The sequence below is a fragment of the Pseudomonas sp. NBRC 111132 genome (assembly GCF_001320565.1).
In the GTDB taxonomy this organism is placed as follows: Bacteria; Pseudomonadota; Gammaproteobacteria; order Pseudomonadales; family Pseudomonadaceae; genus Aquipseudomonas; species Aquipseudomonas putida_P.
Genome location: NZ_BCBI01000002.1, coordinates 121041 through 144267 on the forward strand (window position 1 = coordinate 121041; position 23227 = coordinate 144267).

A 23227-nucleotide genomic window follows, 5' to 3' on the forward strand; every position below is an offset into this window, starting at 1 on the left:
GGGCCTGCAACGAGCAGCGCTCCATCGGGGGAATGATGGATTTTTGGACTGCCTTCCAGGCAATCATCTTGGGCGTGGTCGAGGGGTTGACGGAGTTTCTGCCGATCTCCAGTACCGGCCACCAGATCATCGTCGCCGACCTGATCGGTTTTGGCGGCGAACGGGCCATGGCTTTCAACATCATCATCCAGCTGGCGGCGATCCTGGCGGTGGTGTGGGAGTTTCGCGGCAAGATTCTCGAAGTGGTCTTCGGCCTGACCAGCCAGCCCAAGGCGCGCCGCTTCACGGGCAACCTGCTGTTGGCGTTCATGCCGGCGGTGGTCCTGGGCGTGCTGTTCGCCGACCTGATTCACGAGTACCTGTTCAACCCGATCACCGTGGCAACAGCACTGGTGGTCGGTGGCGTCATCATGCTCTGGGCCGAGCGCCGCGAGCATCGTGTGCAGGTGGACCATGTGGACGACATGCGCTGGAGCCATGCGTTGAAAATCGGCTTTGTCCAGTGCCTGGCGATGATCCCGGGCACGTCACGCTCCGGCTCGACCATTATCGGTGGCCTGCTGTTTGGCCTGTCGCGCAAGGCAGCGACCGAGTTCTCGTTCTTCCTGGCAATGCCAACCATGGTCGGTGCAGCGGTGTATTCGGGCTACAAGTACCGCGACCTGTTCCAGCCCGCTGACCTGCCGGTGTTTGCGATTGGCTTCGTGACTTCGTTCATCTTCGCCATGATCGCCGTACGGGCGTTGCTCAAATTCATTGCCAACCATAGCTACGCGGCATTCGCCTGGTACCGTATCGTGTTCGGCCTGCTGATTCTGGCGACCTGGCAGTTTGGCTGGGTTGACTGGTCGACCGCACATGGCTGAGGCACTGCGCGGGCAACGAGCCGAAGGCGTGCGCAATGTGCGCCTGAAGCTGTTGCTGTTAGGTCTGCTGTGCCTGTTGCCAGGCTTGGGTGCGGCGCGCATGGCCTGGAACGACCAGGCCTGGTGGCCGCTGGCGCTGTACCCGGCGATGAGCCTGATCAGCCTGTTGCTGTACTGGCAGGATAAACAGCAGGCGCGTACCCAGGCCTGGCGCACACCGGAAAAAGTGCTGCATGCCAGTGAATTGCTGGGCGGCTGGCCGGGAGCGCTGTTGGCGCAGCAGCTGTTCCGACACAAGACCCGCAAGGTCTCGTACCAGTTGGTGTGCTGGGGGATTGTGCTGGTGCACCAAGTGTTCTGGGCCGACTGGCTGTTTTTTGAAGGGCGCTATCTGCCTTTTGCTTGAGGTTTACCTGTACCGGCCTTTACGCGGGTACAGGTCGATCACATGACCAGCCCCACTTGCAACCGCTTGGGCAGGCGTCGCACCACCAATTGATGCGAGCGCTGCAATAAGTCACACAGCTCATCACGCCCCATTGGGTAGGGCAGTGCCATGCTGACCCACTTTGCCCGCGCCAGGTATGGCGCCGGCCGAACCCCCGGGCGGTCGCAATAGCCGAGAAACAGCTCGTCGGCCACCTTGAACGACAAGCCTGCGCCGGCCAGGTCGAGTACCGCGAACATCTTGTTGCCCGCCACCGAGAACACCCGGATGCCGCCCCATTTGTAGTCTTCCCGCGCACCCGGCAGGCTCAGGCAAAACGCCGCCACCTGGGCTTGGCTCATCTTTCGCTCAGACATACCGCTCTCCACAGGCTTCGAATGATGCCGCCAGGTGATCGATCCACACCCGTACTGCAGGCAGCAAACCACGCCGATGGGGATACACCGCCTGCAGATAGCCACCCGGTAGCGACCAGTCTGGCAGCAGGCGCACCAGTTCGCCGCGCTCCAGTTCTTCTTCACAAAACATGCTGGGCAACGCAGTGAAACCCAGGCCGGCTCGTACAGCAGCATTACGTACTACGAAATCATCGATCGCCAAGCGTGGCTCCAGGGCGATTTCCTGCTGCTTGCCATCGGGGCCGAGCAGGCGGAAGTGCACCAGCCGGTCTGCCTCGGCGGCGCCCAGCACCGGTAATGACGCCAACTCGCCTGGTTCACGAATGTGGTCAGCGAAACCGGGCGCGGCCACCAGTTGCATTTGCGCCTGGCGCAGGCGGCGGGTAACCAGGGCCGGGTCTTCGTCGCCCAGGTCGCGTACGCGCAACGCCACATCGATACCTTCGGAAATCAGGTCTACCCGGCGGTTGATCAGCACCATGTCCAATTGCACCAGCGGGTACTGCTCAAGAAAGCGGCTGATCACATCCGGCAGGAACGCATGCGCCAGAGCTACCGGGCATGACACGCGCAAACGCCCGCGTGGTTCGCTGCTCATGCTGGCCACGGTTTCATCGGCAGCTTCGGCCTCCAACAGCATGGCCTGGCAATGATGCAGGTAGCGCTCACCTACCGCGGTGAGCTTGAGTTGCCGGGTGGTGCGTTGCAGCAGGCGTGTGCCCAGGCGCTCTTCAAGTTCGGCGATACGCCGTGACAGGCGCGACTTGGGGATGCCTAGCTGGCGCCCGGCGGCGGCGAACCCGCCGGCTTCGACCACGCGTGCGAAGTAAAAGAGGTCGTTGAGGTCTTGCATGGGAATGTCTCACTGTTCCACCTGTGGGACAAACTAACGCATTTTTGCCAGCTTATCAGCCATTGTTCACCTCGGTAGGATTCTCCCCATCGTGATCGCCCACTGATGCGGTCTTCAATAACAGGAGAGTCCCATGAAACTGTTGCACATCGATTCGAGCATCCTGGGCGACAATTCCGCCTCCCGCCAGCTGAGCCGCGAAGTGGTCGAGGCCTGGAAGGCTGCAGACCCAAGCGTCGAGGTGGTTTACCGCGACCTGGCGGCCGATGCCATCGCCCACTTCTCTGCCGCTACCCTGGTAGCTGCGGGCACCCCTGAAGACGTGCGTGACGCCGCCCAGGCTTTCGAAGCCAAGCTGAGCGCCGAGACCCTGGAAGAATTCCTGGCTGCCGACGCTGTTGTGATTGGCGCGCCGATGTACAACTTCACCGTGCCGACCCAGCTCAAGGCCTGGATCGACCGCGTCGCTGTCGCCGGCAAGACCTTCCGCTACACCGAAGCTGGCCCCGAAGGCCTGTGCGGTGACAAGAAAGTGGTGCTGGTTTCCACCGCCGGTGGCCTGCACGCTGGCCAGCCGACTGGCGCCGGGCATGAAGATTTCCTGAAAGTGTTCCTGGGCTTTATCGGTGTCACCGACCTGGAAATTGTTCGCGCCCATGGCCTGGCCTATGGCCCGGAGCAGCGCAGCCAGGCGATTGATGCTGCACAGGCGCAGATTGCCAATGAGCTGTTTGCTGTGGCCTGATTCAACGGCCCTGCTCGGAACATGAAGGTTTTCGCGCCCCCACAGCGGGGGCGCGACAGCCTTACGCTACCGGGATCGCCGGATCAGCCGCAGCCAGTGCTGCTGTGCGATCGGCTGCTGGCGGGTAAATCCACACGGTATTGATTTGCGATTTCAGTATTTTGGCCTCGGCCTTGTCCTGCGGTGGTGACACCGTACGTTCCCATCCCTCGGTATACACCGCACCCCAGGCGCCCAGGTCAAGGCAAGTCACGTACTTGGGCTGGCTATAGGTCTTCGGCGCCACGCCAACCAGTTCGGCGGCCGCATTGTTGCCCGCATGACGCCCCAGCGCAATCGCGTGCTGGCAAGACATCACCGCATGGTTGCCAAGTTCGTCACAGGCGGCGTAAGCCACGTCTCCAGCGGCATACACCGAATCACTACCCTTGACCTTGAGGTTGCCATCGACGTGCAGGCGCCCCTGATGGTCGCGCTCGCCACTGATCTGCTCGGTGAGCGGGTTGGCCTTGAAGCCCACAGTCCAGATCACCGTACCCGCGTCGATGCGTTGGCCGTTGTCCAGCAGCACGCCGGCAGGGTCTACCGAAGCCACCGTAGCGCCACAGATCCATTCCACGCCCAACGCCTCGCTTGCCTGCTCGATGCTCGGGCGGATGCCGTCACCCAGGGCCGCGCCAATCCTTGCGCCTCGGTCGACTATCACCACACGCAACGCAGCGTCTTCACCCAGTATCGCGCGCAAGCGGGCCGGTAGTTCGGTGGCGGTCTCTATGCCGGTAAAGCCGCCCCCGGCCACCACCACGGTATTGCGTGCCGGCGTGTCGGGCAGCCTTGCCAGCGACTTGAGATGGGTTTCCAGGCGTGCGGCACTCTCGAGTTTGTCGACATCGAAGGCATGTTCGATACCGACCCTGTCAGGCCGGTTCAGCTCGCTGCCACAGGCCATGATCAGGCGGTCGTAGGGCAGGGCGCACGACGTGCCGCTGGGGGTGCGATAGCTGACTCGGCGCGCCCCTTCATCAATATGGCAGGCGGTGCCTTGCACGAAGCGGACATTGACGGCATCGAACAGCGCCTGCAGCGGCGCGGCCATGGTGTGTACGTCGGGTTCGTAGAAACGCGGACGCACATGCAGCTCGGCCTGAGGCGCAAGCAGGGTGACCTCGACATCCCTGCTGCCGTTGAGGTCAAGCTGACGGATGGCGCTGAGCGCGCTCCACAGGCCGGCAAAACCCGCGCCAATGATCAGGATCTGCTTCATGGTTGTGCTCCTTTGAAGTTCGGATGACAAGGTAGACCCAATTGCGGGTCAACGGTGTTACCAGCGCCTGCAGGAGTGCTTCAGAATGTTGGCGGCGTGATTACCCAGATCACCACGGCATCCACTTCACCGGGGTTGCCATAACGGTGTGGTTCCTGGCTCGAGAAGCTGAAGCTGTCGCCTTCGCTCAGTTGGAAATGGCGCTCGCCTACCCATAGCTCGAAGATGCCGCTCAGCAGGTAGCCGGCTTCTTCGCCGTCATGGCTGTAGCTTTGCTGGCTGTAGGTGCCCGGGGGGAAGCGTGAGTGCAGGATCTCCAGCTGGCGGTTGGGCTGCGGGGTGAGCAGTTGATCGACGATGCCGTCTTCATAGTGCACGCTCAGGCGGCTGTTGCGCCGCACCACATAGCCCTGGTCCTCGGGCGCGGTGGTGGCTTCGCTGGCGAAGAACCACTGGATGGTCACGCCCAGGCTGCGGGCGATGTTGAACAGCGCCGGGATAGACGGGTAGGAGAGGTTACGTTCCAGCTGGCTGATGTAGCCCGCAGTCAATTCACTGTGTGCGGCCAGCTCCGCCAGGGTCATGCCGCGGCGCTTGCGCAGGCCGCGGATGCGTGTGCCGAGAAACTGCGGCGCGGCGCCCCCGGTTTCGCTGGCGGGGGGCTGGGGGAGTTGGCTCATGCACGTCGGTCCATCGCAAAAGCCGCAGTATGTACAGCCTCAGAGCGCCCAGGCAACTGTCAGGCCATCGTGAATGGCCTCTTCGGCCGTGCGCGGCGCCAGGCAGTCGCCAATCCGTCGTACCTCCACCAGGCCTGCCAGTTCAGTGGCAAGGCGGTCTTCCGGTTGATGGCCCAGGCACAGCACCAGGGTGTCGATGCCTTCGAAGATCATTGGTTCGCCGCTGGCGGTGTGCTGCAGGTACACCGTATTGTCGTCGCTGCCATACAGGCGGGCATAAGGGGTGATGGGGATGCCCAGGCGATGCAGCTCGCCGGCCAGTTGATCGCGTACATAAAGCGGCAGGCTTTCGCCGCAATGGGTGCCGTTTACCGCCAATTGCACCTGATGGCCCTCGCGTACCAGGCGTTCGGCGATACCGGGGCCGATCCAGTCGCAGCGCCAGTCGACCACCAGCACCGAACGCCCCAGCTTCACTTCATTGCGCAGGACTTGCCAGGCGTCCACCACCTGCAGCTCCCCGGTACGCTCGAACGCCGGCCAGTATGGGGTGGCACCGGTTGCCGCGATGACCAGGTCCGGGCGCTCGCGTTCGACCAGGGCGCGGTCGACCCGGGTATTGCGCACTACCTCTACACCGGCCAGGGCCATTTCCCGCTGCAGGTTGGTGCTGGCACCGCCGAACTCGCTACGCCGTGGCAGCAGCTGGGCCAGCAACACCTGCCCACCCAGCTGCGGGCCGGCCTCGTACAGGGTGACCTGGTGCCCGCGCGCGGCGGCCACGGCGGCGGCCTTCATACCGGCAGGCCCGCCACCTGCGACCATGATGCGCTTGGGCGAAATGGCGGGCGTAAGTTGCCCGTATTGCAGCTCACGACCGGTTTCTGGACGCTGAATGCAGGAAATGGCCAAACCACGGTGGAAATGGCCGATACAGGCCTGGTTGCACGCGATGCAGGCACGTACGTCCTCGACCTGGCCGCGTTCGGTCTTGCTCGGCATCAACGGGTCGCAAATCAACGCTCGGGTCATGCCGCACACATCGGCCTGGCCGCGCGCCAGGATCAGCTCGGCTTCCTGGGGCTGGTTGATGCGCCCGGTGACGAACAGCGGTATATCGAGCTGTTGCTTGAAGGTGCCGGCCTCGCGGGCCAAGTAAGCCGCCTCGATCGCCATCGGCGGCACGATATGCACGGCGCCGCCCAGCGATGCCGAGGTGCCGGCGACGATATGCAGGTAATCGAGCTGGCCCTGCAAGGCCACGGCGGCCGCCAGTGACTCGTCTTCGCTCAGGCCCTGGGTGTCGCGCTCGTCAGCGCTGATGCGCAGGCCGATGATGAAATGTTCGTCGGTGGCGGCGCGCACAGCGGCCAGCACTTCGCGCAAGAACCTCAAGCGCTGCGCCAGTTCGCCGTTGTAGCCATCGCTGCGCAGGTTCACCCGCGGGTTGAGGAACTGCGCGGGCAGATAGCCATGGCTGGCGACCACCTCGACGCCATCCAGCCCGGCCTGGTGCAGACGGCGGGCGGCGCTGGCGTAGCCCTGGACGATTTCGTCGATCATCGCCTGGTCCAACGCACGCGGCATTACCCGGAAGCGCTCATTGGGCACTGCTGAGGCCGAGTAGGCCACCGCCAGCAGGCCGTCCGCCGACTCCATGATCTCCCGCCCGGGGTGGAACAGCTGCGACAGCACCACGGTGCCGTGCGCATGGCAAGCCTCGGCGAGCTGGCGGTAGCCATCAATGCACGCATCGTCGGTGGCCATCAGTACGTGTGAGGTGTAGCGGGCACTGTCGTGCACCCCGGCGACCTGCAGCACGATCAGGCCGACGCCACCGGCAGCACGGTCCCGCTGGTAGGCGATCAGCTTGTCGTTGACCAGGTTGTCGGTGGGCAGGCAGGTGTCGTGCCCGGTTGACATGATGCGGTTCTTCAAGCGTTTGCCGCGGATCTGCAAGGCTTCGAACAGGTGAGGGAAGGCGGTTTGCATTCTGGCGGCTCCGGTGCGGTGTTGTTCTTGTTTTTATTATGAAAGTGTAGCAACAGTAAAAAATCAACTTGTTTTTTTAATGGTGCACGACTAGGTTTTCGTCACCCTCTCAGCGAGGGTGTGACCTCACAACAACAAGAAAACGGGCCCGTAGGGCACCAGCAGAGGGAAACTACGATGCAGCTATTTCCACGTGTGACCAGCCTTTGTGCAGCCTTGCTGGCCCTTGGTCTGGGCAATGCGCATGCCGCGCCGCAGATGGTCGTGGTCGGTTACGGCGGCGCAGGCCAGAAAGCCCAGGATGAGGCGATCTTCAAGCCCTTCAGCGCCCAGGATGGCAGCAAGCTGATCCAGAGTGAGTACAACGGCGAGATGGCGCGCATTCAGGTAATGGCCGACACCGGTAATGTCGACTGGGACGTAGTGCAGATCGAGGGGCCGGACTTGATGCGCGGCTGCGATGAGGGCGTCTACGAGCACTTGGACTGGCAGCGCCTGGGCCATGCCGCCGAGCTGGTCCCTGACGCGGCGCAGGACTGTGGTTCGGCTGCGCTGGTGTGGAGCGTGGCCATCGCCTATGACCGTAGCAAACTAGCCCAGGCGCCGGCCTCGTGGGCCGATTTCTGGGACGTGAACAAGTACCCGGGCAAGCGGGGCCTGCGCAAGCGCGCGGTGTACAACCTGGAGTTCGCTCTGTTGGCTGACGGGGTCAAGGTCGAGGACGTTTACCAGGTTCTGTCCACGCCGGCGGGTGTCGAGCGGGCGTTCGCCAAGCTCAGTGAACTCAAACCCTACATCCAGTGGTGGGACGCCGGCGCCCAGCCAGCGCAATGGCTGGCGGCGGGGGATGTGGTGATGACGTCGACCTACAGCGGGCGTATCGCTGTGGCCGCGCAGCAGGGCAGCCCGCTGGCCGTGGTCTGGCCTGGCAGCCTGTACGGCATGGACTATTGGGCAATCATCAAAGGCTCGCGGCATGTCGACCAGGCGAAACGGCTGATCGCCTACGCCAACCAGCCAGATACGCAGGTGCGGTATGTGCAACAGATCCCCTATGGGCCGACCAACACCCAGGCAGCCGCCAAGCTTGACCCGGCCTTGGCCAGCTGGGTGCCTACGTCGCCGCAAAACCTGCAGGGGGCGCTGGCGATGAATGTGGAATTCTGGGTCGATCATGGCGAAGAACTGGAGCAGCGCTTCAATGCCTGGGCCAGTAAATAGCGCTCAGCACAGGCACAACCATGATGACTGCAACAAAAAAGCCAGCGGCAGGCGCTGGCGGCCTGGCTACGGATGCTGAGCAAGGTCTCGCCCGATTATCAAGCATGAACGTGCCGATACTGGTGAGTAGGAACAGTCACTGTTGCGCAACCCTTGGCCACAACTGTGCTGGTCCCAACTCAAGGAATAGCCTTATGCTGTAACGAAATATGTCTAGAAAGATTGCAGAAGGAAGTCGCAATGCCGCTCAAGGACCTGCTCATCGCCCTGGTGGTGATTGTCGCCTGGGGAGTCAACTTCGTGGTCATCAAAGTTGGCCTCGATGGCTTGCCGCCGATGTTGCTGGGGGCATTGCGCTTCTTGTTGGTGGCGTTCCCGGCGGTATTGCTGGTCAGGCGGCCGAAACTGCCGTGGCGCTGGTTGATCGCCTACGGCGCGACCATTTCGCTGGGCCAGTTCGCGTTCCTGTTCCAGGCCATGTACAGCGGCATGCCGCCAGGGTTGGCTTCGTTGATCCTGCAGTCGCAAGCCTTCTTTACCCTTGGTTTCGCTGCGCTGTTCCTCGGTGAGCGGCTGCGCCTGGCCAGCGTGCTTGGGCTGTTGGTAGCGGCCAGCGGCCTGGCGTTGATCGGCAGCGAGGACGGCGGCCACGTGCCAATGCTGGCGCTGGTGCTGACCCTGTGTGGCGGTGCCATGTGGGGGCTGGGCAATATCATTACCCGGCGTTTTGGCTCGGTTGACCTGGTGGCATTGGTGATCTGGGGTGGGTTGATCCCGCCGCTGCCATTCCTGGCGCTGTCCTGGTGGCTGGAAGGCCCTGAACGCATCGGCCATGCCCTGGCCAACATCAGTTGGAGTTCGGTACTGGCCCTGGCGTACCTGGCGTTTGTCGCCACCATGCTTGGCTACAGCCTGTGGAGCACACTGCTGTCGCGTCACCCGGCAGGCAAGGTGGCACCGTTCTCGTTACTGGTACCGGTGATCGGCTTGAGCTCGTCGGCGTTGCTGCTGGGCGAACGCCTGACCACTACCCAGGGCTGGGGCGCATTGCTGGTGATGGCTGGTTTGCTGGTAAACGTGTTTGGTGCGCGGATCGGCCAGCGTTTGCGGGCTGCCATGGCATAAAGGGCTTAAATTCATTGAGCTGCGCTCTGTTAGAATCGGTCTCTTTTGGCCAGACCTGCGGAGCGCATTCATGATCATTTCCACCACCAGCCAACTCGAAGGCCGCCCGATTGCCGAGTACCTGGGCGTGGTCAGCTCCGAATCGGTGCAAGGCATCAACTTCGTGCGCGATTTCTTTACACGCTTTCGCGATTTCTTCGGCGGCCGTTCGCAAACCCTGGAGAGCGCGCTGCGCGAGGCCCGCGAGCAGGCCACCGAAGAACTCATGGCACGGGCACGCCAGTTGCAAGCCGATGCGATAGTGGGGGTGGATTTCGAGATCAGCATGCCGTCGGTACAGGGCGGCATGGTCGTGGTATTTGCAACCGGTACGGCAGTGCGCCTGAAGTAGAGCCGTCTGCCACTGGTCGGCGGCAAGGTGCTTGTCCGAGCGGTCTGCAAATGACCAGCTAGTCTCACTTTCACAGGCCGCGTTTCCTGGGCAACTTTTCTGGTTGCCGGCGCGACCGCCACTGGAGGGAGACAGGGCATGAGCGAATCCTTTTTCGAAGACCTGAACGATGCGTTCCCGATCAACAGCCAGGTGCGTTGCGGCCAGGCGGCATTCCGCCTGGGGTTCGCCCACATGACGCTGGATGATTCCGAACAGCTCCAGCCTGCACATCTGCAGCGCAGCAAAAAAGGCCGCTTCATGCCGCGGGTACCACTGAAGAAGTAAGCCCGCTCCAGCAAAGCCCCGCCCAATGGCGGGGTTTTTTTTGCCATTCGTTGATACGCCTCATGGTATTGCCGGGTAACGCTCGCCGGATGGCCAAGGCTGTGGTTTTCTGATGCGGCATTCCAGTAACGGAGGATTGAATGCTCATGCGAGTCAGGGAACAGACCTATTGGCAGTGGGCCGACGCCCAGCTGCACAGCCGCTGCCACGACGAAGCACTCAGCGACGGCACCACACTGGACGTACAGGTGCGCTTGTCGCGCCTTGGGGCGACGCAGCTGTTTCTGGGTTTGTACGCCGGGGATGGGCGGGCGTTGCTGGAAGAGTATTACCCCGCCCGGCCAGGCGAGACCATGACCCGCGCGCTGGTATGGGGTGTCGACCGCGCCCGAGCGATGGCAACGGGCGCCTTGCCCTTGCCGGAAACCCGCCTGCAGCGGCGCCAGGCATGAAAAAGCCCGGCCTATGCTGGCCGGGCTCTGGTAAGGGTGCGAACCCTCAGTTAAGCGGTTCGATCACCTTGACTGCCTGCTGCTCACGGGCAGCGGGCCATTCTTGTTGCAGGGTCTGCAGCACGCGGCCAACGAACTCGGTGTCGGCGGCGGCCTTCTTGCCGACGTAGCCTTGGCCACGGCGGTAGACCTTGAAGCGGGCACGCATGCTGGGCAGGTGCTCTTCAAATTCATCTTCGACGGTGTTCGGTGGCAGGCGGTCGAGGCGCACTTCACCGGTTTGGCTAACCCACAGCAGGTGGTCGTCGAGGCTGTCCTTGCGGATGGCGAACAGCTGAGCCAATTGGTCGATAGTCGGATTGTTGTTCAAGTTCATCATAAAGCCCCCATTACCCATTCGTAGGTGATTTTCACAGTTGGCGCTACCACGGTGTAGCGCACTACCAAGGCTGCTACAGCAGCATCGCAACAGGGGCTTTCTCACGCTGCCTTTTGGACAGTTTCCCTCTCCACGGACGGCCTGCGTTACCGCGCAGGCCGTCTGGAACACCCTTGCCACCGCTCCCGATCGGGGAGACGGCTTCATCATGCACAAGCGCGATGAACGGCGTCAACTATTTTGTAGTGAATATTTTCGAGCACTACATTTCTGTCGTTTTGTTCGACAATCGCGGCTTCGGCTACAGCCCGGACAGTATTTCGAAGGCCGCGCGAACCCGCGCTTCGTTCGGATAATTCCGGTTGGCCAGCAGCACTACTGCCAGCTGTTCGGAGGGGACAAACGCGGCATAGGCGCCGAAGCCATTGGTTGAACCTGTCTTGTTGTACCAGGCTGCCGACAGCGCGGGCAGGGCCGGTTGCAAGCGTGTGGTTGCCTGCGGTTCACGGATCAGCCGTGGGCTGTTGCCATCGACCAGGGTGCTCAACGTAACCGGGTAGGGGTAGCGTTCCCAGCCCAGGCCTTGGGTCATGGCGCCGACCTGGAAGTAGCCCTGCTGGGTAATGGCCGTGGCTTTCACCAGCGCCGCTGGCAGGCCCTGTGGCTGCATCTGCAGGCGCACATAGCGTAGCAAGTCGCTGGCGCTGGTCTTGATACCGTAGGCCTCGTCGGCATAAGGGCCGGGGCCGACGCGCACTGGCTTGTCGGTGGCGTCGTAGCCTTGGGCATAAAGGCCGTGGGCACTGGCTGGAACCTGCAAGTAGGTGTTCTCCAGGCCCATTTTCGCCAACAGGCCTTCGCGCATCAGCATGGCGAACGGTTGGTGCTGTGCGCGGGCGGCCAGGTCACCGAACAAGCCCAGGCTGGGGTTGGAATAGCAGCGTTGGGTGCCGGGTTTGGCGCGAGGTTGCCAGTGGCGGAAGAAATCGACCACCTGCTGTGGTGTTTGCACCGTATCCGGGAACTGCAGCGGCAGGCAGTCGGCGCTGTAGGCGCCCAGTTCCAGCACGGTCGCGTCGCCAATGGGTACGCCGGCCAGTGCTGGATGATAGCGCTTTGCCGGGGCATCGAGGTCCAACTTGCCTTCGGCACTGGCCAGTGCGGCGAGGGTGGCGGTGTAGGTCTTGCTCAGCGAGCCGATCTCGAACAGCGTGTCGCGGCTTACCGGCACGTTGTCGGCCTTGCTGGCCACGCCGTAGCTGAAGTAGTGCGCATGGTCGCGGGCATAGATGGCCACAGCCATGCCGCTGATGCCTTGTTCCTGCATCAGCGGGCGGATGATCTGGTCGACCTTGGCCTGCAACTGGTCGTCGGCCTGTGCGCAGGCGTGACCCAAAGTGAGGGTAATGGCGGCTGCAAGTGCAGCCAGGCGAGGGCGGGGCATGGCGGGTCCTTTTATGGCACGTGTCCGTTGAGCGATACCGCTGGGGGTTCCGGCGTTAGCAGCGAAAAGCCGCAGACCTTATCGTCTGCCCTTGCACAATGACAAGATGGACACAGTGATGAAGTATCTACGCATGTTATTCGACAATTTCACCCTGGCCTTGCTCGGGGTGGTGCTTATCGCCACCGTGCTGCCTTGCTCGGGCGATGGCGCGGTGTATTTCGGCTGGCTGACCAACCTGGCCATCGGCCTGCTGTTCTTCCTGCATGGCGCCAAGCTGTCGCGTGAAGCGATCATTGCCGGTGCCGGGCACTGGCGCCTGCACCTGCTGGTGTTTGCCTGTACGTTCGTGCTGTTCCCGCTGCTGGGCCTGGCATTCAAGCCGCTGTTCGTGCCACTGGTGGGTAACGAGCTTTACCTGGGCGTGCTCTACCTGTGCGCCTTGCCGGCTACCGTGCAGTCGGCCATCGCCTTCACCTCGTTGGCCCGTGGCAATGTGCCGGCGGCGATCTGCAGTGCGGCGGCTTCCAGCCTGCTGGGTATCTTCCTGACGCCGTTGCTGGTGATGATGTTGCTGGGCGCCAGTGGTGATACGGGCTCTGGGCTGGATGCGGTGTTGAAGATCACCCTGCAACTGCTGGTGCCGTTCGTTGCTGGCCAGATTGCGCGGCGCTGGATTGGCGCCTGGGTCAAGCGCAATGCGCGTTGGCTCAAGGTGGTGGACCAGGGGTCGATCTTGCTGGTGGTGTACACGGCCTTCAGCGAGGCTGTGGTGACCGGCCTGTGGCACACCGTATCGCCGCAGCACCTGGCCGGCTTGTTCGTGGTGTGCGGTATTTTGCTGGCGGTGGTGCTGTTTGGTACTCGCCTGCTTGGCAAGGCATTGGGCTTCGACCTCGAGGACCGCATCACCATCCTGTTCGCCGGTTCCAAGAAAAGCCTGGCTACCGGCGTACCCATGGCCCAGGTGTTGTTCGTGGGCAGTGGTATTGGCGCGATGATCTTGCCGCTGATGCTGTTCCACCAGATTCAGCTGATGGTGTGTGCTGTGCTGGCGCAGCGTTACGCCAGCCGTGAGCAGGTGGCGCAAGAGGCTTCGGCGGCGCCCTGACTGTCACGTAGCAGCAGATGCCGCACCCGCGCAGCGGCAACTGCGGCTATCTGGCCTGCCCGGAAGTACGCTCGCGCAGCGCCTTGCTCACCTCGGCCTCGATCTTGTAAGCGGGGCCTTCCAGGTCGTCATAGTTGCGCGTATAGCGTCGGGCAAACTCCTCCACGCCCAGTTCCTGGTACTGCTGCACATGCTTGAGTTCGTGCGCCCACAAGGCCACGTTGTCCTCGGCATCGTTGGCACGGCGGAAGATGATCGTGTCGATCAATGTCACGGCGTTCACATCGGGGTTCTGCAATAGCGCATTGGCTGCGCTCATCTGTTGCTCATCCCCCACCCGAAAGCGCGCCGCATCGAGCACGGCAAAGTCGTACCAAGGTTCAAGTTGCGCCCGAATATGCAACGGAATCGGCTGCACTCCGCTGGCCGTGGCCTCGTCGCGAGCCTGGCGCAAGGCGTAGGTCAGGCTGGACGAGGCCATCACCTCAACATCCTTGAGGATCTGCCCGGCCTGGCCAGGGTCGATCGGGGCGCAGAAGCAGCCCATCAGGCACACCTGGTACTGGCCTGGCGGGCAGGCCTGTTCGGCGAACGCTGGCAGGGCCAGCAGCAACCCCAGCAGGGCACTAATCCGCCTCATGCAAGGCCTGTTCGACAAATTGGCGGCTGGCGTCCAGTACCTGCGCTTGTACGCTTTCACTGGCCAACATGCGCCCGACCAGCAGTGCGCCGACGCACTGGCTGATCAGCACCCAGGCCAATTGTTCATCCTCCAGGGTTGTGCTCCAGGCACGGTGCAGTTCCAGCAGCCAGTGCTCAGCCACTTCACGCACTGGTGCTTCGGCGCGGGCAATTTCCACTCCCAGTGGCGGCAGTGGGCAGCCACCCTCGGCATTGTGCAGATGGGCCAGGCTCAGGTACTGCTGCAGGCAGCGGCCCAGGCGCTCGCGGTTGGCACCTTGGCTGGTCAGGCGTGTCAGCGGGCTGTTGCACAGCTCCTGGCGTACTACCTCGGTGAACAGGTCGTCCTTTGACGGGAAGTGGTTGTAGAAGGCACCGCCGGTCAGGCCAATCGCCTTCATCAGCCCTGCCACGCCGGTACTGGCGAACCCTCCGCGTTTGGCCAGCGCGCCGCTGCTGGCCAGCAACCGGTCGCGGGTTTGCTGTTTGTGTTCGTTGGAGTAGCGCATTCACATGCCTCTGCAAGCGGGCTTGACGAAGACCGCAATCATAACATAGCGTTCGTTTACTAAACGATCATTCACCAATGGAGGCGGGCATGACAGAACAACAAAAAGTGGTGCTGGTGATCGGGGCAGGGGACGCCACCGGGGGCGAGATTGCCAAGCGCTTTGCCCGTGAGGGCTACATCGCCTGCGTAACCCGGCGCCAGGCTGAGAAATTGCAGCCGCTGCTGGAGGAGATACGCGCCACTGGCGGCCAGGCCCACGGGTTTGGCTCTGATGCGCGAAAAGAAGATGAGGTAGCTGCACTGATCGAGACCATCGAGCGCGATATTGGCCCAATCGAAGCTTTTGTCTTCAATATCGGCGCCAATGTGCCGTGCAGCATTTTGGAAGAAACCCCACGCAAGTACTTCAAGATCTGGGAAATGGCCTGCTTTGCCGGCTTTCTGACGGCCCAGGCGGTGGCCAGGCGCATGGTCCAGCGTGAGCGCGGCACGATTCTGTTCACCGGTGCCACTGCCGGTACCCGCGGCGCGGCTGGTTTTGCTGCCTTCGCCGGGGCCAAGCATGGCCTGCGTGCCCTGGCGCAGAGCATGGCGCGCGAGTTGGGGCCACGCAACATCCATGTCGCCCATGTGGTGGTGGACGGTGCCATCGACACGGCCTTCATCCGCGACAGCTTTCCCGAGCGCTATGCCCTCAAGGACCAGGATGGCATCCTTGATCCGGCACACATTGCCGACAGCTACTGGTTCCTGCACGCCCAGCCCCGCGATGCGTGGACGTTCGAGCTGGACCTGCGCCCCTGGATGGAACGCTGGTAAGCCCCTATCACCCCGCAAGGACCCTAAGCATGAACAAGACTGTCGATTTCTATTTTGACCTGGGCAGCCCGGCCAGCTATCTGGCCTGGACCCAACTGCCGAGCCTGTGTGCCCGCCAAGGTGCCACACTGCGCTACCAGCCAATTCTGCTTGGAGGGGTGTTCCAGGCCACCGGCAACGCCTCGCCGGCGACGATCCCGGCCAAGGGGCGCTACATGTTTACCGACCTGGCACGCTTTGCCGCACGCTACGAGGTACCGTTCGGGATGCCATCAGGGTTCCCGATCAATACCCTGGCCTTGATGCGCGGCGTGCTGGGTACCCAGTTGCGTTCACCGGAGCGGTTCGAGGCCCTGTTGTCGGCGCTGTTCAATGGGCTATGGGCACAACGCCGCAACCTGGGCGATAACGCAGTTCTGGATGAGACGCTGACCCAGGCAGGCTTCGACCCGCAGGTATTTCACGGGTTGACGGCTGACGGTGAGGTAAAAGCTGCGCTGAAGCAGGCAACCGAGGCGGCTGTGGCGCGCGGGGTGTTTGGTGCGCCCACCTGCTTTGTGGGCGATGCGATGTTCTTTGGCCAGGACCGCCTGGACTTTGTCGAAGAAGCGCTGCGTCAGGGCGCCAGCAGCTTCTCCAGCTGAGTGCGCTCCCACAGGCTAAGCAGGTCGGTGGGGTTGGTGCCGTAGCGCTGCCAGTCCTCAAGCCCGGCCTGTTCACCGCCGGGGGCCTGGCAATGAATGCAATGTGCCAAGCCTTCGGCATCCAGGGCCAGCGTCAATCGCCAGCCCTGGATGTCGACATCGACCAGACCGCCATCGTGGCGTGCACTCACCTCCAGGTGCTGCACACCAAGGGCCGCGTTGCGCAGGCGCTGGTAAATATCCCGAGTGTTCAGTGCACCGCTGCGCGCCAAGATCAGAAATTGGCCGGCGTGTTGGCGCTGATGATCTCGGCCTCGTCCGGGCCGATGTTCTTGAAACTGTGCGGCAGGGTAGTGGGGATGTAGTAGCCGTCGCCCGAGTTGAGCACGCTGACCTGCCCATCGACCCACAGCTCTACGGTGCCGCGGGTGACCAGGCCACATTCTTCGCCCTCGGCATGCACGATCGGCTCGCCCGAATCGGCGCCGGGTGCATACAGCTCGCGCAGCATGCGCATCTGCCGGCCTTCGACGCTGGCGCCGACCAGCAGCATGCGCAGGCCGTTGCGGCCCAGATCCGGTTGTTCGCCACCCCGGAACACGTAGCGCTCTTCACGCACCGGCTCGTCGAAGCTGAAAAACTCCGCCAGGCTCATGGGTATGCCTTCGAGCAGCTTTTTCAGGGAGCTGACCGAAGGGCTGACGCGATTCTGCTCGATCTGCGAGATCGTCGAATTGGTCAACCCGCTGCGGCGGGCCAGTTCCCGTTGGGAGAGGTTGTTGCGTTCACGCACCAGTTTGAGTCGCGTCCCCGTGTCCATAGCCGCCTTGTAATCAGAGGTGTCAATAATAATGAGCGATGCGCATTAAAACACACTCTGCGCGCTTGCGCGCTGTGCTTGTCAAACCCGCTGTTCACGTGGCATCGGCCACAGTCCGACGAGCAGCAACAGCACGGCTACGGCCAAGAATGGCAGGCGCGGATCAAGGGCATATACCAAGGTGCCGGCCAGCGGCCCGATCACCGCACCCATGCCCTGGGCAGCTCCCACGGAGCCGGCTGTGGCGCCCTGCTCGGAGGCGTGCATGGCATTGGCTGCCAGTGCCGAAAACGCTGGGAACACAAAGCCCATGCCGGCTGCCGCAACAAAGTAGCAAGCCCATAGCCAAGGGGCCGTGGTGGCCAGCGACCCGCAGGCAAAGCCCAGTGCCGATACCGTGGCACCTACCCGGATCATCTTCAGCGGTGGCCACTCCAGCTGGCGCAGCAATACCTGCGCCAGCATCAGCGCTACGCCCACCGTGGTCAGCGCGATGCCGGCAGCCTGGGCCGCTTCGGCGGGGCCCAGATGCAAGCGGTCGAGGGCAAAGAAACCGACGATGATCTGCGACACGGTCACGCTGAGCATGGCGCTGAATGCCACCAGCAACGGCCTGCGCAGGCGCGGGTCGTTCAGCCGCACCGGGCTGGGGGCGTGGGCGTGCGGCAGCGCCTGTGGTTTTAGGGTAAAGAGCAGCACGAGGAAGGCCGTGGCCGGTAGCAGCGACATGATGTGGAACGGCAGGCTCAGGCTGTGCCGTGCCAGTAGCGCCGCCAGCGCTGGCCCGACCACCAGGCCGACGGCGTTGGCCGCGCCCAGCGAGGCCATGGCCCGGGCCCGGCGTTGCGGCTCGACATGGTCGGCTATCAGCGCATTGCAGCCCACTGGGATGGCGGCGTAGAAGGCGCCGATGCAGCCGCGGGCGACGATCAGGCCGATGAACGCCAGGGTCGCGCCCGGCAACCAGCGCAGCGCGCCTTCAACGAACAGGCATAGCAGCCAGTAAGCCAGGGTGAAGCCGGCGCTGCCCAGCAGCAGGATGCGCCGGCGGCCGAGGCGATCCGATAATCGCCCCCAAGGCCGGGCCAGCAGCACCCAAACCACGCCAGCCACGGTTACGGCGGCGCCAGCTTGCCAGGTGGCCATGCCGAGTTGGCGGGCAATCGGGCCGATCAAGGCGACGAAGGCCATCATCGACATGGTACAGGCCATGTTGGCCAGCAGCAGCGGGCGCAAGTCCAGGGTGCTGGCAGGTAGCAGGGTTGCAGGATCCTTTGCGACGTTCATAGGGCAGTCCAGGGCAGTACGGCAAATAGAAAGCCGATCTTATTAAGAATGATTATTGATTGTCGAACCCCCCGGCATGCAGCAGGTCATTCGCTGCGGCGCAAGGGGCCAGGCCACATGCTACGCAACACACCGTCGCGGCGCACCCATGCATGCATCAAGGCTGCACCCACGTGCACCAGCACCGTGGCAAACAGCAGGTAGCCGGCCCAGCCATGGGCCTGACGCAGCACGGCATACAGCTGCAGGTTGTGCGGGGCGATGGCGGGTAAACCGAGCGGGCGCGGGTAGTCGCCCGCCGATAGCATGGCCCATCCCAGCAGCGGCATGGCCAGCATCAGCCCATAGAGCAGCAGGTGCGAGGCCCCGGCGGCCCAGCGCTGCAGCACTGGCAGGTCGTGTGGCAGCGGTGGGTGCGGCACGCTCAGGCGCACGGCGATGCGCAACAGCACCAGCACCAGCAGGGCCAGGCCGGTGGCCTTGTGCAGGCTGATCAGCAGCGGGTGGCGTGGCGACAGGTCGGCGACCATGCTCACGCCGATGAACAGCATGGCCAGGATCAGCACGGCCATCAGCCAGTGCAACAGACGGGCGAAGGGGTGGAAGGCTTCGGGTTTCATGGACGGGCTCCAGTGCTGAGCGATTCACGGCTGCGGCGGTTGAAGGATTCCGAATAGGCGGCGGACCGGGCGGCGAGGATCGGGTCGCCGGACGCTTCGATACCCCGTGGCAGAATCAGCGGGTCGAAGTTCAGGTCGCGGCAGGCCCCTTGCTCTGGAGCGTCGACGTGCTCCAGCACCAAGGTGCCGGCGTCCACGCTACGACGCTCGGCGGGCCAGAGGCGGGCAGGGTCATCCACGGCATCGCCCGGTTCGGCCAGCACCAAACGCAACGTCCAGCGCAACGGGGCCTGGGCCAGGCGTTGCTGCAGGTCGTGTTGCAGGAACTGTTTGTCATCAACCTGGCCAGGTAGTGCGGCAAACGCGGTTTGTGGCTCGAGCTGCCAACGCACCGGGTGGGCCGTGCCAGCTGAGTCGATCAGGCGGAAGGCATTGATGCTGTGATACTGCGTGCTGGCGAAGCTGTCACTTGGCTTGTAGCTCGCCGCCCACTGGCGAAATGCCGCGCTTTCGGGGTGGGCGGCGAAGAACGCTTGCATCTTGGCCGGGTTAGGTTTGCCGGTGGCCGGGTCGGGCGCGCCCGCGAGCACTTGCTCATAGAACCCTTGCGGGGTACTGACCGCCAGCACTGGCGGGTTGTTCATGCCGGTACGCCAGACCTGGCCGTCGTCGGTGCTGAGTTGAACTGCCAGGCTGCGCACCGGGATGCCTGTATCCGGGGCGAACGGGTTGGCACCGCCGATGGCGAAACGGCCGATAACCGGCACCCGTTGCTGGCTGAAGGCGCGTGCAATGGACAGGTTGGCGGCCTGCCCGCTGGGCTGGAAGTAGCCGCTCACGCACAGGCCCTTGGCGTGGTTCTTGCGGTAGCCCGGGTAGTGACCGGCCTGGGCCTCGAAGGTGTCGATGATGCGCTGTGGCGTCAGCCGGGGTTCGCCGAGCCAGCCGGCGGCATAGGCAAAGCCGGCACCTGCGGCCAGCATCACGGCGCCAATGGCTGCCAGGCGCAGCGCTTTGGCCGGGCCGTGCAAGGGTGAGTTCATGGTCATCGTCCGGTTCAGGGAAGGTGCCAGTACGACGGAGCAGGGAAAAACTTATTCCATCGCCGGGAATAGAATTTGTTCACAGGCGTCTGCCCTTTACACTGACAATCCCAAAGGCCGGTACCTAGCGATGCATGACCTGGACGACCACCAGTGGCGCGAACTGCTTGCCCGTCTGCGACGCTTTGCCGTGTGGCTGACCCGCGAGCCGGGCAGCGCCGACGACCTGGTGCAGGCAACGGTCGAGCGGGCCCTGAGCCGGCGCGACCAGCAACGTGACGCCGATGCCCTGCGCGCTTGGTTGTTCACCATTCTTTATCGACAGTTTCTCGACGGTAAACGCCGCGAGCGTCTGCATGCGCGTTGGTTGTCCTGGTTTGGCGGCAGCGGGCACGACGAGGAGCCTGTCGGTGACAACCTCGAAGCCATCGTCCTGGCCCAGGCCGACCTGCAGGCGTTTGCCCGGCTGACGGCGGAGCAGCGTGCCTTGTTGCTGCTGGTCAGCATCGAAGGCCTGAGTTACAAGGAGGCCGCCCAGGCTTTGGGCATCCCAATCGGCACTGTGATGTCGCGCCTGTCGCGCGCGCGCAATGCCTTGCGCGAATTGACCGAGGGCAACCCCCAGCCACCGGCCTTGCGGAGACTGAAATGACCCGTCTGATCCCCAGCGAAGACGAACTGCATGCTTATGTCGATGAGCGCCTGGAGCCTGTGCGCCGGGCCCAGGTGCAGGCCTGGCTGGAGGCCAACCCGCAGGCGGCGGCACGGGTGGAAGGCTGGCGTGCCGATGCCCGCCGGCTACGCGCGGCGTTGGCCGGGTTTGATGACCTGCCTGGTGCCGCGCAGCTGGAATTGGGCCCGTTGCGTCGGCAATTGCGCCAGCGCCGGCAACGGCGTTGGGCCGCTGCGGCGGTGGTGATGTTGGCGCTGGGTGTGGGTGGTTTAGGCGGTTGGCAAGTGCGCGATGCAAGCTTGGCGCGCGTTGACTTGCCCATGGCCGACGCTGTGCAGGCGCATCGCTTGTTTGCTGGCAGTGAAGCCTTGGATATCCAGGCCAGTGACCCAGGGCAGTTGCGCGACTGGCTTGGGCGCCATTTCAGCCGCGTGGGCCAGCTGCCGGACCTGGCGGGCTACGGCTTCAAACCGGTGGGTGCGCGCTTGCTCAGCAACGAGCAAGGGCCGGCAGCGTTGCTGGTGTTTGAAGATGGCAAGGGCCAGCGCATCAGCCTGTTCCTGCGCTCACCCGGCGAGCAATATCGGCGCATGCCGGACGGTCAGCGGGTCGACGGTCAGCTGGAGGCACGGTATTGGTCGCATGGGGCGTACAACTTTGCTTTGGTCAGCGCGGCGGACGATGTGCGCGGAGCGGGGGTGGGGGAGGCGTTGCGGTTGGGGTTGTGAGTGAGGCCAAGGCATGCACCTTGGCGCCCACCCTCCGACTCAGCTCAATTCCAGCCAGATCGGCGCATGGTCCGACGGCTTTTCCATTGCGCGCAGTTCATAGTCCACACCTGCTGCCTTGATGCGTGGCACCAGATGCTGCGAGGCCATGATCAGGTCGATGCGCAGCCCGCGCTTGGGGTCGTCCTCGAAGCCGCGGCTGCGGTAGTCGAACCAGCTGAAGCGGTCCGTCACCTCCGGGTACAGGTGACGGAAACTATCGACAAGGCCCCAGCCTTTCAAGCGTTCCATCCACTCGCGCTCTTCCGGCAGGAAGCTGCACTTGCCGGTCTTCAGCCAGCGCTTGGCGTTGTCCGCACCGATGCCGATATCGCAGTCCTGCGGCGAGATGTTCATGTCGCCCATCACCAGCAGTGGCTGGTCGTTGCGGAACTGGCCTTCGAGCAGGGCCTGCAGGTCGCTGTAGAAGCGCTGCTTGGCCGGGAACTTGGTGGGGTGGTCGCGGCTTTCACCCTGGGGGAAATAGCCGTTCATGATGGTGATCGGGTTGCCGTCGGCATCAGGGAAGGTGCCCCAGATAAAGCGGCGCTGGGCGTCGTCTTCATCGGTGGCAAAGCCTTTGTGCAGGCTCAGCGGCGCCTGGCGCGACAGCAGCGCCACGCCGTAGTGGCCTTTCTGGCCATGGTAGTGCACGTGGTAGCCCAGTGCCTGCACGTCGGCCAGCGGGAACTGATCGTCGCTGACCTTGGTTTCCTGCAGGCCGATCACGTCCGGCTGGTGCTTTTCGATCAGCGCCGCCAGCTGGTGCGGGCGGGCCCGCAGGCCGTTGATGTTGAAACAGACGATCTTCATGGAAAGACAATCCCGGTAAAAGCCGCGATGCTAGCCGACATCGTCCATCATCACCAGCATGGCGGCATGGTCATCCTGCTGCTAACGTGCTCCAGGGGGTGAACGAAGCGCGCAGGGGCACCTCCAAGGCACTGTACGCCCATTCCAGGAGGTCTGCCCGCAATGCCCGAAACCACAGCCGCTCCGGCCCGTGTCTGCTTGCTCGATGATGGTTACAGCCGCGAAGCGCGTTCATTGCTGTACAACGCTTACCGCCATGAGCCTACCTTCGCCTACATCTTCGAGGCCCAGCGCCCCGGTTATGAGCGGCGCTTGCGGGTGATGGTGCGCGAATGGGTGCGCCAGCACTTCTATCTGCAACTACCCGCCATCGGCTTGCTGGTAGAGGATCGCCTGATTGCCCTGGCCCTGATCGTGCCGCCACTGCGCCGCCTGGGCGTGGCCGACAGCTGGGCCTGGCGCCTACGCATGATGCTGGGTACAGGCCTGCGCTGCACGCGGCGCTACATGGACTACCAGGCCGCGCTGGCCACCTGCCTGCCCACTGACCGGGTGCATGTGCTGCCATTGCTGGGGGTGCACCCGCAATTCCAGGGCAAGCACTACGGCGAGCAATTGTTACAAGCTGTGCACGACTGGTGCGCGGAGGACCCAGGCACCCAAGGGGTCGTGCTGGATACCGGTAACGAGCACTACCTGGCTTTTTATCAGCGCCAGGGTTATGAAGAGATAGGCGAGGTAGCTGTAGGACCAATCCGAGAAAGGGTGTTCTTTCATCCTAATCCAATCTCTTCAAATTCCGCTTTTGCCTGAACAGGCCGCCAGGCGGCTCCCTTGAGCGCCTGGCTCTGGT

29 protein-coding genes are annotated in these 23227 nt (G+C 63.3%); 14 read left to right on the forward strand and 15 right to left on the reverse strand.

From position 1 onward, the window contains the following. Nucleotides 1–35 precede the first annotated feature (35 nt). Nucleotides 36–866, forward strand: coding sequence for an undecaprenyl-diphosphate phosphatase (locus tag APH35_RS01690; protein ID WP_012272547.1), 831 nt, complete (start codon nucleotides 36–38; stop codon nucleotides 864–866). Beyond that, a complete protein-coding gene (locus APH35_RS01695) occupies nucleotides 859–1272 on the forward strand; it encodes a DUF1294 domain-containing protein (protein ID WP_012272546.1) in 414 nt (137 codons plus the stop codon). The genes APH35_RS01690 and APH35_RS01695 overlap by 8 nt, the downstream gene beginning before the upstream one ends. 38 nt (nucleotides 1273–1310) lie before the next feature. Here the strand turns inward: APH35_RS01695 and APH35_RS01700 are convergent, their stop codons facing one another. Together APH35_RS01700 and APH35_RS01705 are read right to left on the reverse strand one after the other, a co-directional pair. Next, on the reverse strand, nucleotides 1311–1670 hold the full coding sequence (locus APH35_RS01700) for an MmcQ/YjbR family DNA-binding protein (protein ID WP_012272545.1): 360 nt from the start codon (nucleotides 1668–1670) through the stop codon (nucleotides 1311–1313). Further along, the gene (locus tag APH35_RS01705; RefSeq protein WP_012272544.1) at nucleotides 1663–2565 is read right to left on the reverse strand and encodes a LysR substrate-binding domain-containing protein; all 903 of its coding nucleotides are present in this window, start codon (nucleotides 2563–2565) and stop codon (nucleotides 1663–1665) included. Before APH35_RS01705 ends, APH35_RS01700 begins: the two co-directional genes overlap by 8 nt. A 133-nt stretch (nucleotides 2566–2698) precedes the next feature. Here APH35_RS01705 and APH35_RS01710 point away from each other — a divergent pair, with 133 nt between their 5' ends. Beyond that, entirely contained in the window at nucleotides 2699–3310 is a 612-nt protein-coding gene (locus APH35_RS01710; protein WP_012272543.1) for an FMN-dependent NADH-azoreductase, read from the forward strand. A gap of 61 nt (nucleotides 3311–3371) precedes the next feature. On the opposite strand, the gene APH35_RS01715 is transcribed toward APH35_RS01710, so the two are convergent. From APH35_RS01715 to APH35_RS01725, 3 genes are all read right to left on the reverse strand, one after another. After that, on the reverse strand, nucleotides 3372–4574 hold the full coding sequence (locus APH35_RS01715; RefSeq protein ID WP_060514106.1) for an NAD(P)/FAD-dependent oxidoreductase: 1203 nt from the start codon (nucleotides 4572–4574) through the stop codon (nucleotides 3372–3374). 80 nt (nucleotides 4575–4654) lie between these two features. After that, nucleotides 4655–5254 carry a helix-turn-helix domain-containing protein gene (locus APH35_RS01720; RefSeq protein WP_060514107.1) on the reverse strand — a complete coding sequence of 200 codons (600 nt, stop codon included), beginning with the start codon at nucleotides 5252–5254 and terminating at the stop codon, nucleotides 4655–4657. Nucleotides 5255–5293: 39 nt separating this feature from the next. Further along, a complete protein-coding gene (locus APH35_RS01725; RefSeq protein ID WP_012272540.1) occupies nucleotides 5294–7246 on the reverse strand; it encodes an oxidoreductase in 1953 nt (650 codons plus the stop codon). Nucleotides 7247–7423: 177 nt separating this feature from the next. Here APH35_RS01725 and APH35_RS01730 point away from each other — a divergent pair, with 177 nt between their 5' ends. The 5 genes from APH35_RS01730 to APH35_RS01750 all read left to right on the forward strand — a co-directional run bounded on the left by APH35_RS01730 (nucleotide 7424) and on the right by APH35_RS01750 (nucleotide 10762). Next, complete coding sequence (locus APH35_RS01730; RefSeq protein WP_012272539.1) at nucleotides 7424–8467, forward strand: ABC transporter substrate-binding protein; 1044 nt, start codon at nucleotides 7424–7426, stop codon at nucleotides 8465–8467. A 240-nt stretch (nucleotides 8468–8707) separates the two neighbouring features. Continuing rightward, the gene (locus tag APH35_RS01735; protein ID WP_012272538.1) at nucleotides 8708–9592 is read left to right on the forward strand and encodes an O-acetylserine/cysteine exporter; all 885 of its coding nucleotides are present in this window, start codon (nucleotides 8708–8710) and stop codon (nucleotides 9590–9592) included. Between the two features lie 70 nt (nucleotides 9593–9662). Next, entirely contained in the window at nucleotides 9663–9983 is a 321-nt protein-coding gene (locus APH35_RS01740; protein WP_012272537.1) for a YbjQ family protein, read from the forward strand. Nucleotides 9984–10121: 138 nt separating this feature from the next. After that, nucleotides 10122–10310 carry a hypothetical protein gene (locus APH35_RS01745; RefSeq protein WP_003253897.1) on the forward strand — a complete coding sequence of 63 codons (189 nt, stop codon included), beginning with the start codon at nucleotides 10122–10124 and terminating at the stop codon, nucleotides 10308–10310. A gap of 140 nt (nucleotides 10311–10450) precedes the next feature. Beyond that, complete coding sequence (locus APH35_RS01750) at nucleotides 10451–10762, forward strand: hypothetical protein (protein ID WP_012272536.1); 312 nt, start codon at nucleotides 10451–10453, stop codon at nucleotides 10760–10762. Between the two features lie 46 nt (nucleotides 10763–10808). Here APH35_RS01750 and APH35_RS01755 read toward each other — a convergent pair whose 3' ends face one another. After that, on the reverse strand, nucleotides 10809–11141 hold the full coding sequence (locus tag APH35_RS01755) for a hypothetical protein (protein ID WP_012272535.1): 333 nt from the start codon (nucleotides 11139–11141) through the stop codon (nucleotides 10809–10811). 301 nt (nucleotides 11142–11442) lie between these two features. Next, nucleotides 11443–12585, reverse strand: a complete 1143-nt coding sequence (ampC, locus tag APH35_RS01760; protein ID WP_060514108.1) for a class C beta-lactamase — start codon at nucleotides 12583–12585, stop codon at nucleotides 11443–11445. 118 nt (nucleotides 12586–12703) lie between these two features. Here ampC and APH35_RS01765 point away from each other — a divergent pair, with 118 nt between their 5' ends. Next, a complete protein-coding gene (locus APH35_RS01765) occupies nucleotides 12704–13696 on the forward strand; it encodes a bile acid:sodium symporter family protein (protein WP_223296380.1) in 993 nt (330 codons plus the stop codon). Between the two features lie 46 nt (nucleotides 13697–13742). On the opposite strand, the gene APH35_RS01770 is transcribed toward APH35_RS01765, so the two are convergent. Together APH35_RS01770 and APH35_RS01775 are read right to left on the reverse strand one after the other, a co-directional pair. After that, nucleotides 13743–14336, reverse strand: a complete 594-nt coding sequence (locus APH35_RS01770) for an eCIS core domain-containing protein (protein WP_012272532.1) — start codon at nucleotides 14334–14336, stop codon at nucleotides 13743–13745. Beyond that, complete coding sequence (locus APH35_RS01775; RefSeq protein ID WP_012272531.1) at nucleotides 14323–14886, reverse strand: TetR/AcrR family transcriptional regulator; 564 nt, start codon at nucleotides 14884–14886, stop codon at nucleotides 14323–14325. Before APH35_RS01775 ends, APH35_RS01770 begins: the two co-directional genes overlap by 14 nt. 89 nt (nucleotides 14887–14975) lie before the next feature. On the opposite strand from APH35_RS01775, the gene APH35_RS01780 reads away from it, so the two are divergent. Further along, a complete protein-coding gene (locus APH35_RS01780; RefSeq protein WP_060493133.1) occupies nucleotides 14976–15707 on the forward strand; it encodes an SDR family oxidoreductase in 732 nt (243 codons plus the stop codon). A 29-nt stretch (nucleotides 15708–15736) separates the two neighbouring features. Then, nucleotides 15737–16351: a 2-hydroxychromene-2-carboxylate isomerase gene (locus APH35_RS01785; protein WP_012272529.1), complete on the forward strand. Its 615-nt coding sequence runs from the start codon at nucleotides 15737–15739 to the stop codon at nucleotides 16349–16351. Here the strand turns inward: APH35_RS01785 and APH35_RS01790 are convergent. The 5 genes from APH35_RS01790 to APH35_RS01810 all read right to left on the reverse strand — a co-directional run bounded on the left by APH35_RS01790 (nucleotide 16324) and on the right by APH35_RS01810 (nucleotide 20127). Further along, nucleotides 16324–16623 (reverse strand): DUF7693 family protein, encoded by a 300-nt coding sequence (locus APH35_RS01790; protein ID WP_256213698.1) that lies wholly within the window; start codon nucleotides 16621–16623, stop codon nucleotides 16324–16326. The two genes, APH35_RS01785 and APH35_RS01790, sit on opposite strands and share 28 nt — an antisense overlap. A gap of 2 nt (nucleotides 16624–16625) precedes the next feature. Next, nucleotides 16626–17171 carry a cupin domain-containing protein gene (locus APH35_RS01795; protein ID WP_003248033.1) on the reverse strand — a complete coding sequence of 182 codons (546 nt, stop codon included), beginning with the start codon at nucleotides 17169–17171 and terminating at the stop codon, nucleotides 16626–16628. Between the two features lie 81 nt (nucleotides 17172–17252). After that, nucleotides 17253–18458, reverse strand: a complete 1206-nt coding sequence (locus APH35_RS01800) for an MFS transporter (protein WP_012272527.1) — start codon at nucleotides 18456–18458, stop codon at nucleotides 17253–17255. Nucleotides 18459–18544: 86 nt separating this feature from the next. After that, nucleotides 18545–19078: a cytochrome b gene (locus APH35_RS01805; RefSeq protein WP_012272526.1), complete on the reverse strand. Its 534-nt coding sequence runs from the start codon at nucleotides 19076–19078 to the stop codon at nucleotides 18545–18547. Beyond that, on the reverse strand, nucleotides 19075–20127 hold the full coding sequence (locus APH35_RS01810; RefSeq protein ID WP_060493134.1) for a catalase family peroxidase: 1053 nt from the start codon (nucleotides 20125–20127) through the stop codon (nucleotides 19075–19077). The genes APH35_RS01805 and APH35_RS01810 overlap by 4 nt, the downstream gene beginning before the upstream one ends. A 124-nt stretch (nucleotides 20128–20251) precedes the next feature. Here APH35_RS01810 and APH35_RS01815 point away from each other — a divergent pair, with 124 nt between their 5' ends. Together APH35_RS01815 and APH35_RS01820 are read left to right on the forward strand one after the other, a co-directional pair. After that, nucleotides 20252–20773: a sigma-70 family RNA polymerase sigma factor gene (locus APH35_RS01815; RefSeq protein ID WP_012272524.1), complete on the forward strand. Its 522-nt coding sequence runs from the start codon at nucleotides 20252–20254 to the stop codon at nucleotides 20771–20773. Then, nucleotides 20770–21522 (forward strand): anti-sigma factor family protein, encoded by a 753-nt coding sequence (locus tag APH35_RS01820; RefSeq protein WP_012272523.1) that lies wholly within the window; start codon nucleotides 20770–20772, stop codon nucleotides 21520–21522. Before APH35_RS01815 ends, APH35_RS01820 begins: the two co-directional genes overlap by 4 nt. Before the next feature lie 39 nt (nucleotides 21523–21561). Here the strand turns inward: APH35_RS01820 and xthA are convergent, their stop codons facing one another. After that, entirely contained in the window at nucleotides 21562–22374 is an 813-nt protein-coding gene (xthA, locus tag APH35_RS01825) for an exodeoxyribonuclease III (RefSeq protein WP_012272522.1), read from the reverse strand. Between the two features lie 162 nt (nucleotides 22375–22536). Here xthA and APH35_RS01830 point away from each other — a divergent pair, with 162 nt between their 5' ends. Further along, entirely contained in the window at nucleotides 22537–23187 is a 651-nt protein-coding gene (locus APH35_RS01830; RefSeq protein ID WP_012272521.1) for a GNAT family N-acetyltransferase, read from the forward strand. The last annotated feature ends 40 nt before the right edge of the window (nucleotides 23188–23227 follow it).

Excerpts from the sequence above, each read along its gene's own strand:
- APH35_RS01690 (WP_012272547.1), top strand. The coding sequence starts at position 36 with ATGGATTTTTGGACTGCCTTCCAGGCAATCATCTTGGGCGTGGTCGAG.
- APH35_RS01695 (WP_012272546.1), top strand. The coding sequence starts at position 859 with ATGGCTGAGGCACTGCGCGGGCAACGAGCCGAAGGCGTGCGCAATGTG.
- APH35_RS01700 (WP_012272545.1), bottom strand. The coding sequence starts at position 1,670 with ATGTCTGAGCGAAAGATGAGCCAAGCCCAGGTGGCGGCGTTTTGCCTG.
- APH35_RS01705 (WP_012272544.1), bottom strand. The coding sequence starts at position 2,565 with ATGCAAGACCTCAACGACCTCTTTTACTTCGCACGCGTGGTCGAAGCC.
- APH35_RS01710 (WP_012272543.1), top strand. The coding sequence starts at position 2,699 with ATGAAACTGTTGCACATCGATTCGAGCATCCTGGGCGACAATTCCGCC.
- APH35_RS01715 (WP_060514106.1), bottom strand. The coding sequence starts at position 4,574 with ATGAAGCAGATCCTGATCATTGGCGCGGGTTTTGCCGGCCTGTGGAGC.
- APH35_RS01720 (WP_060514107.1), bottom strand. The coding sequence starts at position 5,254 with ATGAGCCAACTCCCCCAGCCCCCCGCCAGCGAAACCGGGGGCGCCGCG.
- APH35_RS01725 (WP_012272540.1), bottom strand. The coding sequence starts at position 7,246 with ATGCAAACCGCCTTCCCTCACCTGTTCGAAGCCTTGCAGATCCGCGGC.
- APH35_RS01730 (WP_012272539.1), top strand. The coding sequence starts at position 7,424 with ATGCAGCTATTTCCACGTGTGACCAGCCTTTGTGCAGCCTTGCTGGCC.
- APH35_RS01735 (WP_012272538.1), top strand. The coding sequence starts at position 8,708 with ATGCCGCTCAAGGACCTGCTCATCGCCCTGGTGGTGATTGTCGCCTGG.
- APH35_RS01740 (WP_012272537.1), top strand. The coding sequence starts at position 9,663 with ATGATCATTTCCACCACCAGCCAACTCGAAGGCCGCCCGATTGCCGAG.
- APH35_RS01745 (WP_003253897.1), top strand. The coding sequence starts at position 10,122 with ATGAGCGAATCCTTTTTCGAAGACCTGAACGATGCGTTCCCGATCAAC.
- APH35_RS01750 (WP_012272536.1), top strand. The coding sequence starts at position 10,451 with ATGCTCATGCGAGTCAGGGAACAGACCTATTGGCAGTGGGCCGACGCC.
- APH35_RS01755 (WP_012272535.1), bottom strand. The coding sequence starts at position 11,141 with ATGATGAACTTGAACAACAATCCGACTATCGACCAATTGGCTCAGCTG.
- ampC (WP_060514108.1), bottom strand. The coding sequence starts at position 12,585 with ATGCCCCGCCCTCGCCTGGCTGCACTTGCAGCCGCCATTACCCTCACT.
- APH35_RS01765 (WP_223296380.1), top strand. The coding sequence starts at position 12,704 with ATGAAGTATCTACGCATGTTATTCGACAATTTCACCCTGGCCTTGCTC.
- APH35_RS01770 (WP_012272532.1), bottom strand. The coding sequence starts at position 14,336 with ATGAGGCGGATTAGTGCCCTGCTGGGGTTGCTGCTGGCCCTGCCAGCG.
- APH35_RS01775 (WP_012272531.1), bottom strand. The coding sequence starts at position 14,886 with ATGCGCTACTCCAACGAACACAAACAGCAAACCCGCGACCGGTTGCTG.
- APH35_RS01780 (WP_060493133.1), top strand. The coding sequence starts at position 14,976 with ATGACAGAACAACAAAAAGTGGTGCTGGTGATCGGGGCAGGGGACGCC.
- APH35_RS01785 (WP_012272529.1), top strand. The coding sequence starts at position 15,737 with ATGAACAAGACTGTCGATTTCTATTTTGACCTGGGCAGCCCGGCCAGC.
- APH35_RS01795 (WP_003248033.1), bottom strand. The coding sequence starts at position 17,171 with ATGGACACGGGGACGCGACTCAAACTGGTGCGTGAACGCAACAACCTC.
- APH35_RS01800 (WP_012272527.1), bottom strand. The coding sequence starts at position 18,458 with ATGAACGTCGCAAAGGATCCTGCAACCCTGCTACCTGCCAGCACCCTG.
- APH35_RS01805 (WP_012272526.1), bottom strand. The coding sequence starts at position 19,078 with ATGAAACCCGAAGCCTTCCACCCCTTCGCCCGTCTGTTGCACTGGCTG.
- APH35_RS01810 (WP_060493134.1), bottom strand. The coding sequence starts at position 20,127 with ATGACCATGAACTCACCCTTGCACGGCCCGGCCAAAGCGCTGCGCCTG.
- APH35_RS01815 (WP_012272524.1), top strand. The coding sequence starts at position 20,252 with ATGCATGACCTGGACGACCACCAGTGGCGCGAACTGCTTGCCCGTCTG.
- APH35_RS01820 (WP_012272523.1), top strand. The coding sequence starts at position 20,770 with ATGACCCGTCTGATCCCCAGCGAAGACGAACTGCATGCTTATGTCGAT.
- xthA (WP_012272522.1), bottom strand. The coding sequence starts at position 22,374 with ATGAAGATCGTCTGTTTCAACATCAACGGCCTGCGGGCCCGCCCGCAC.
- APH35_RS01830 (WP_012272521.1), top strand. The coding sequence starts at position 22,537 with ATGCCCGAAACCACAGCCGCTCCGGCCCGTGTCTGCTTGCTCGATGAT.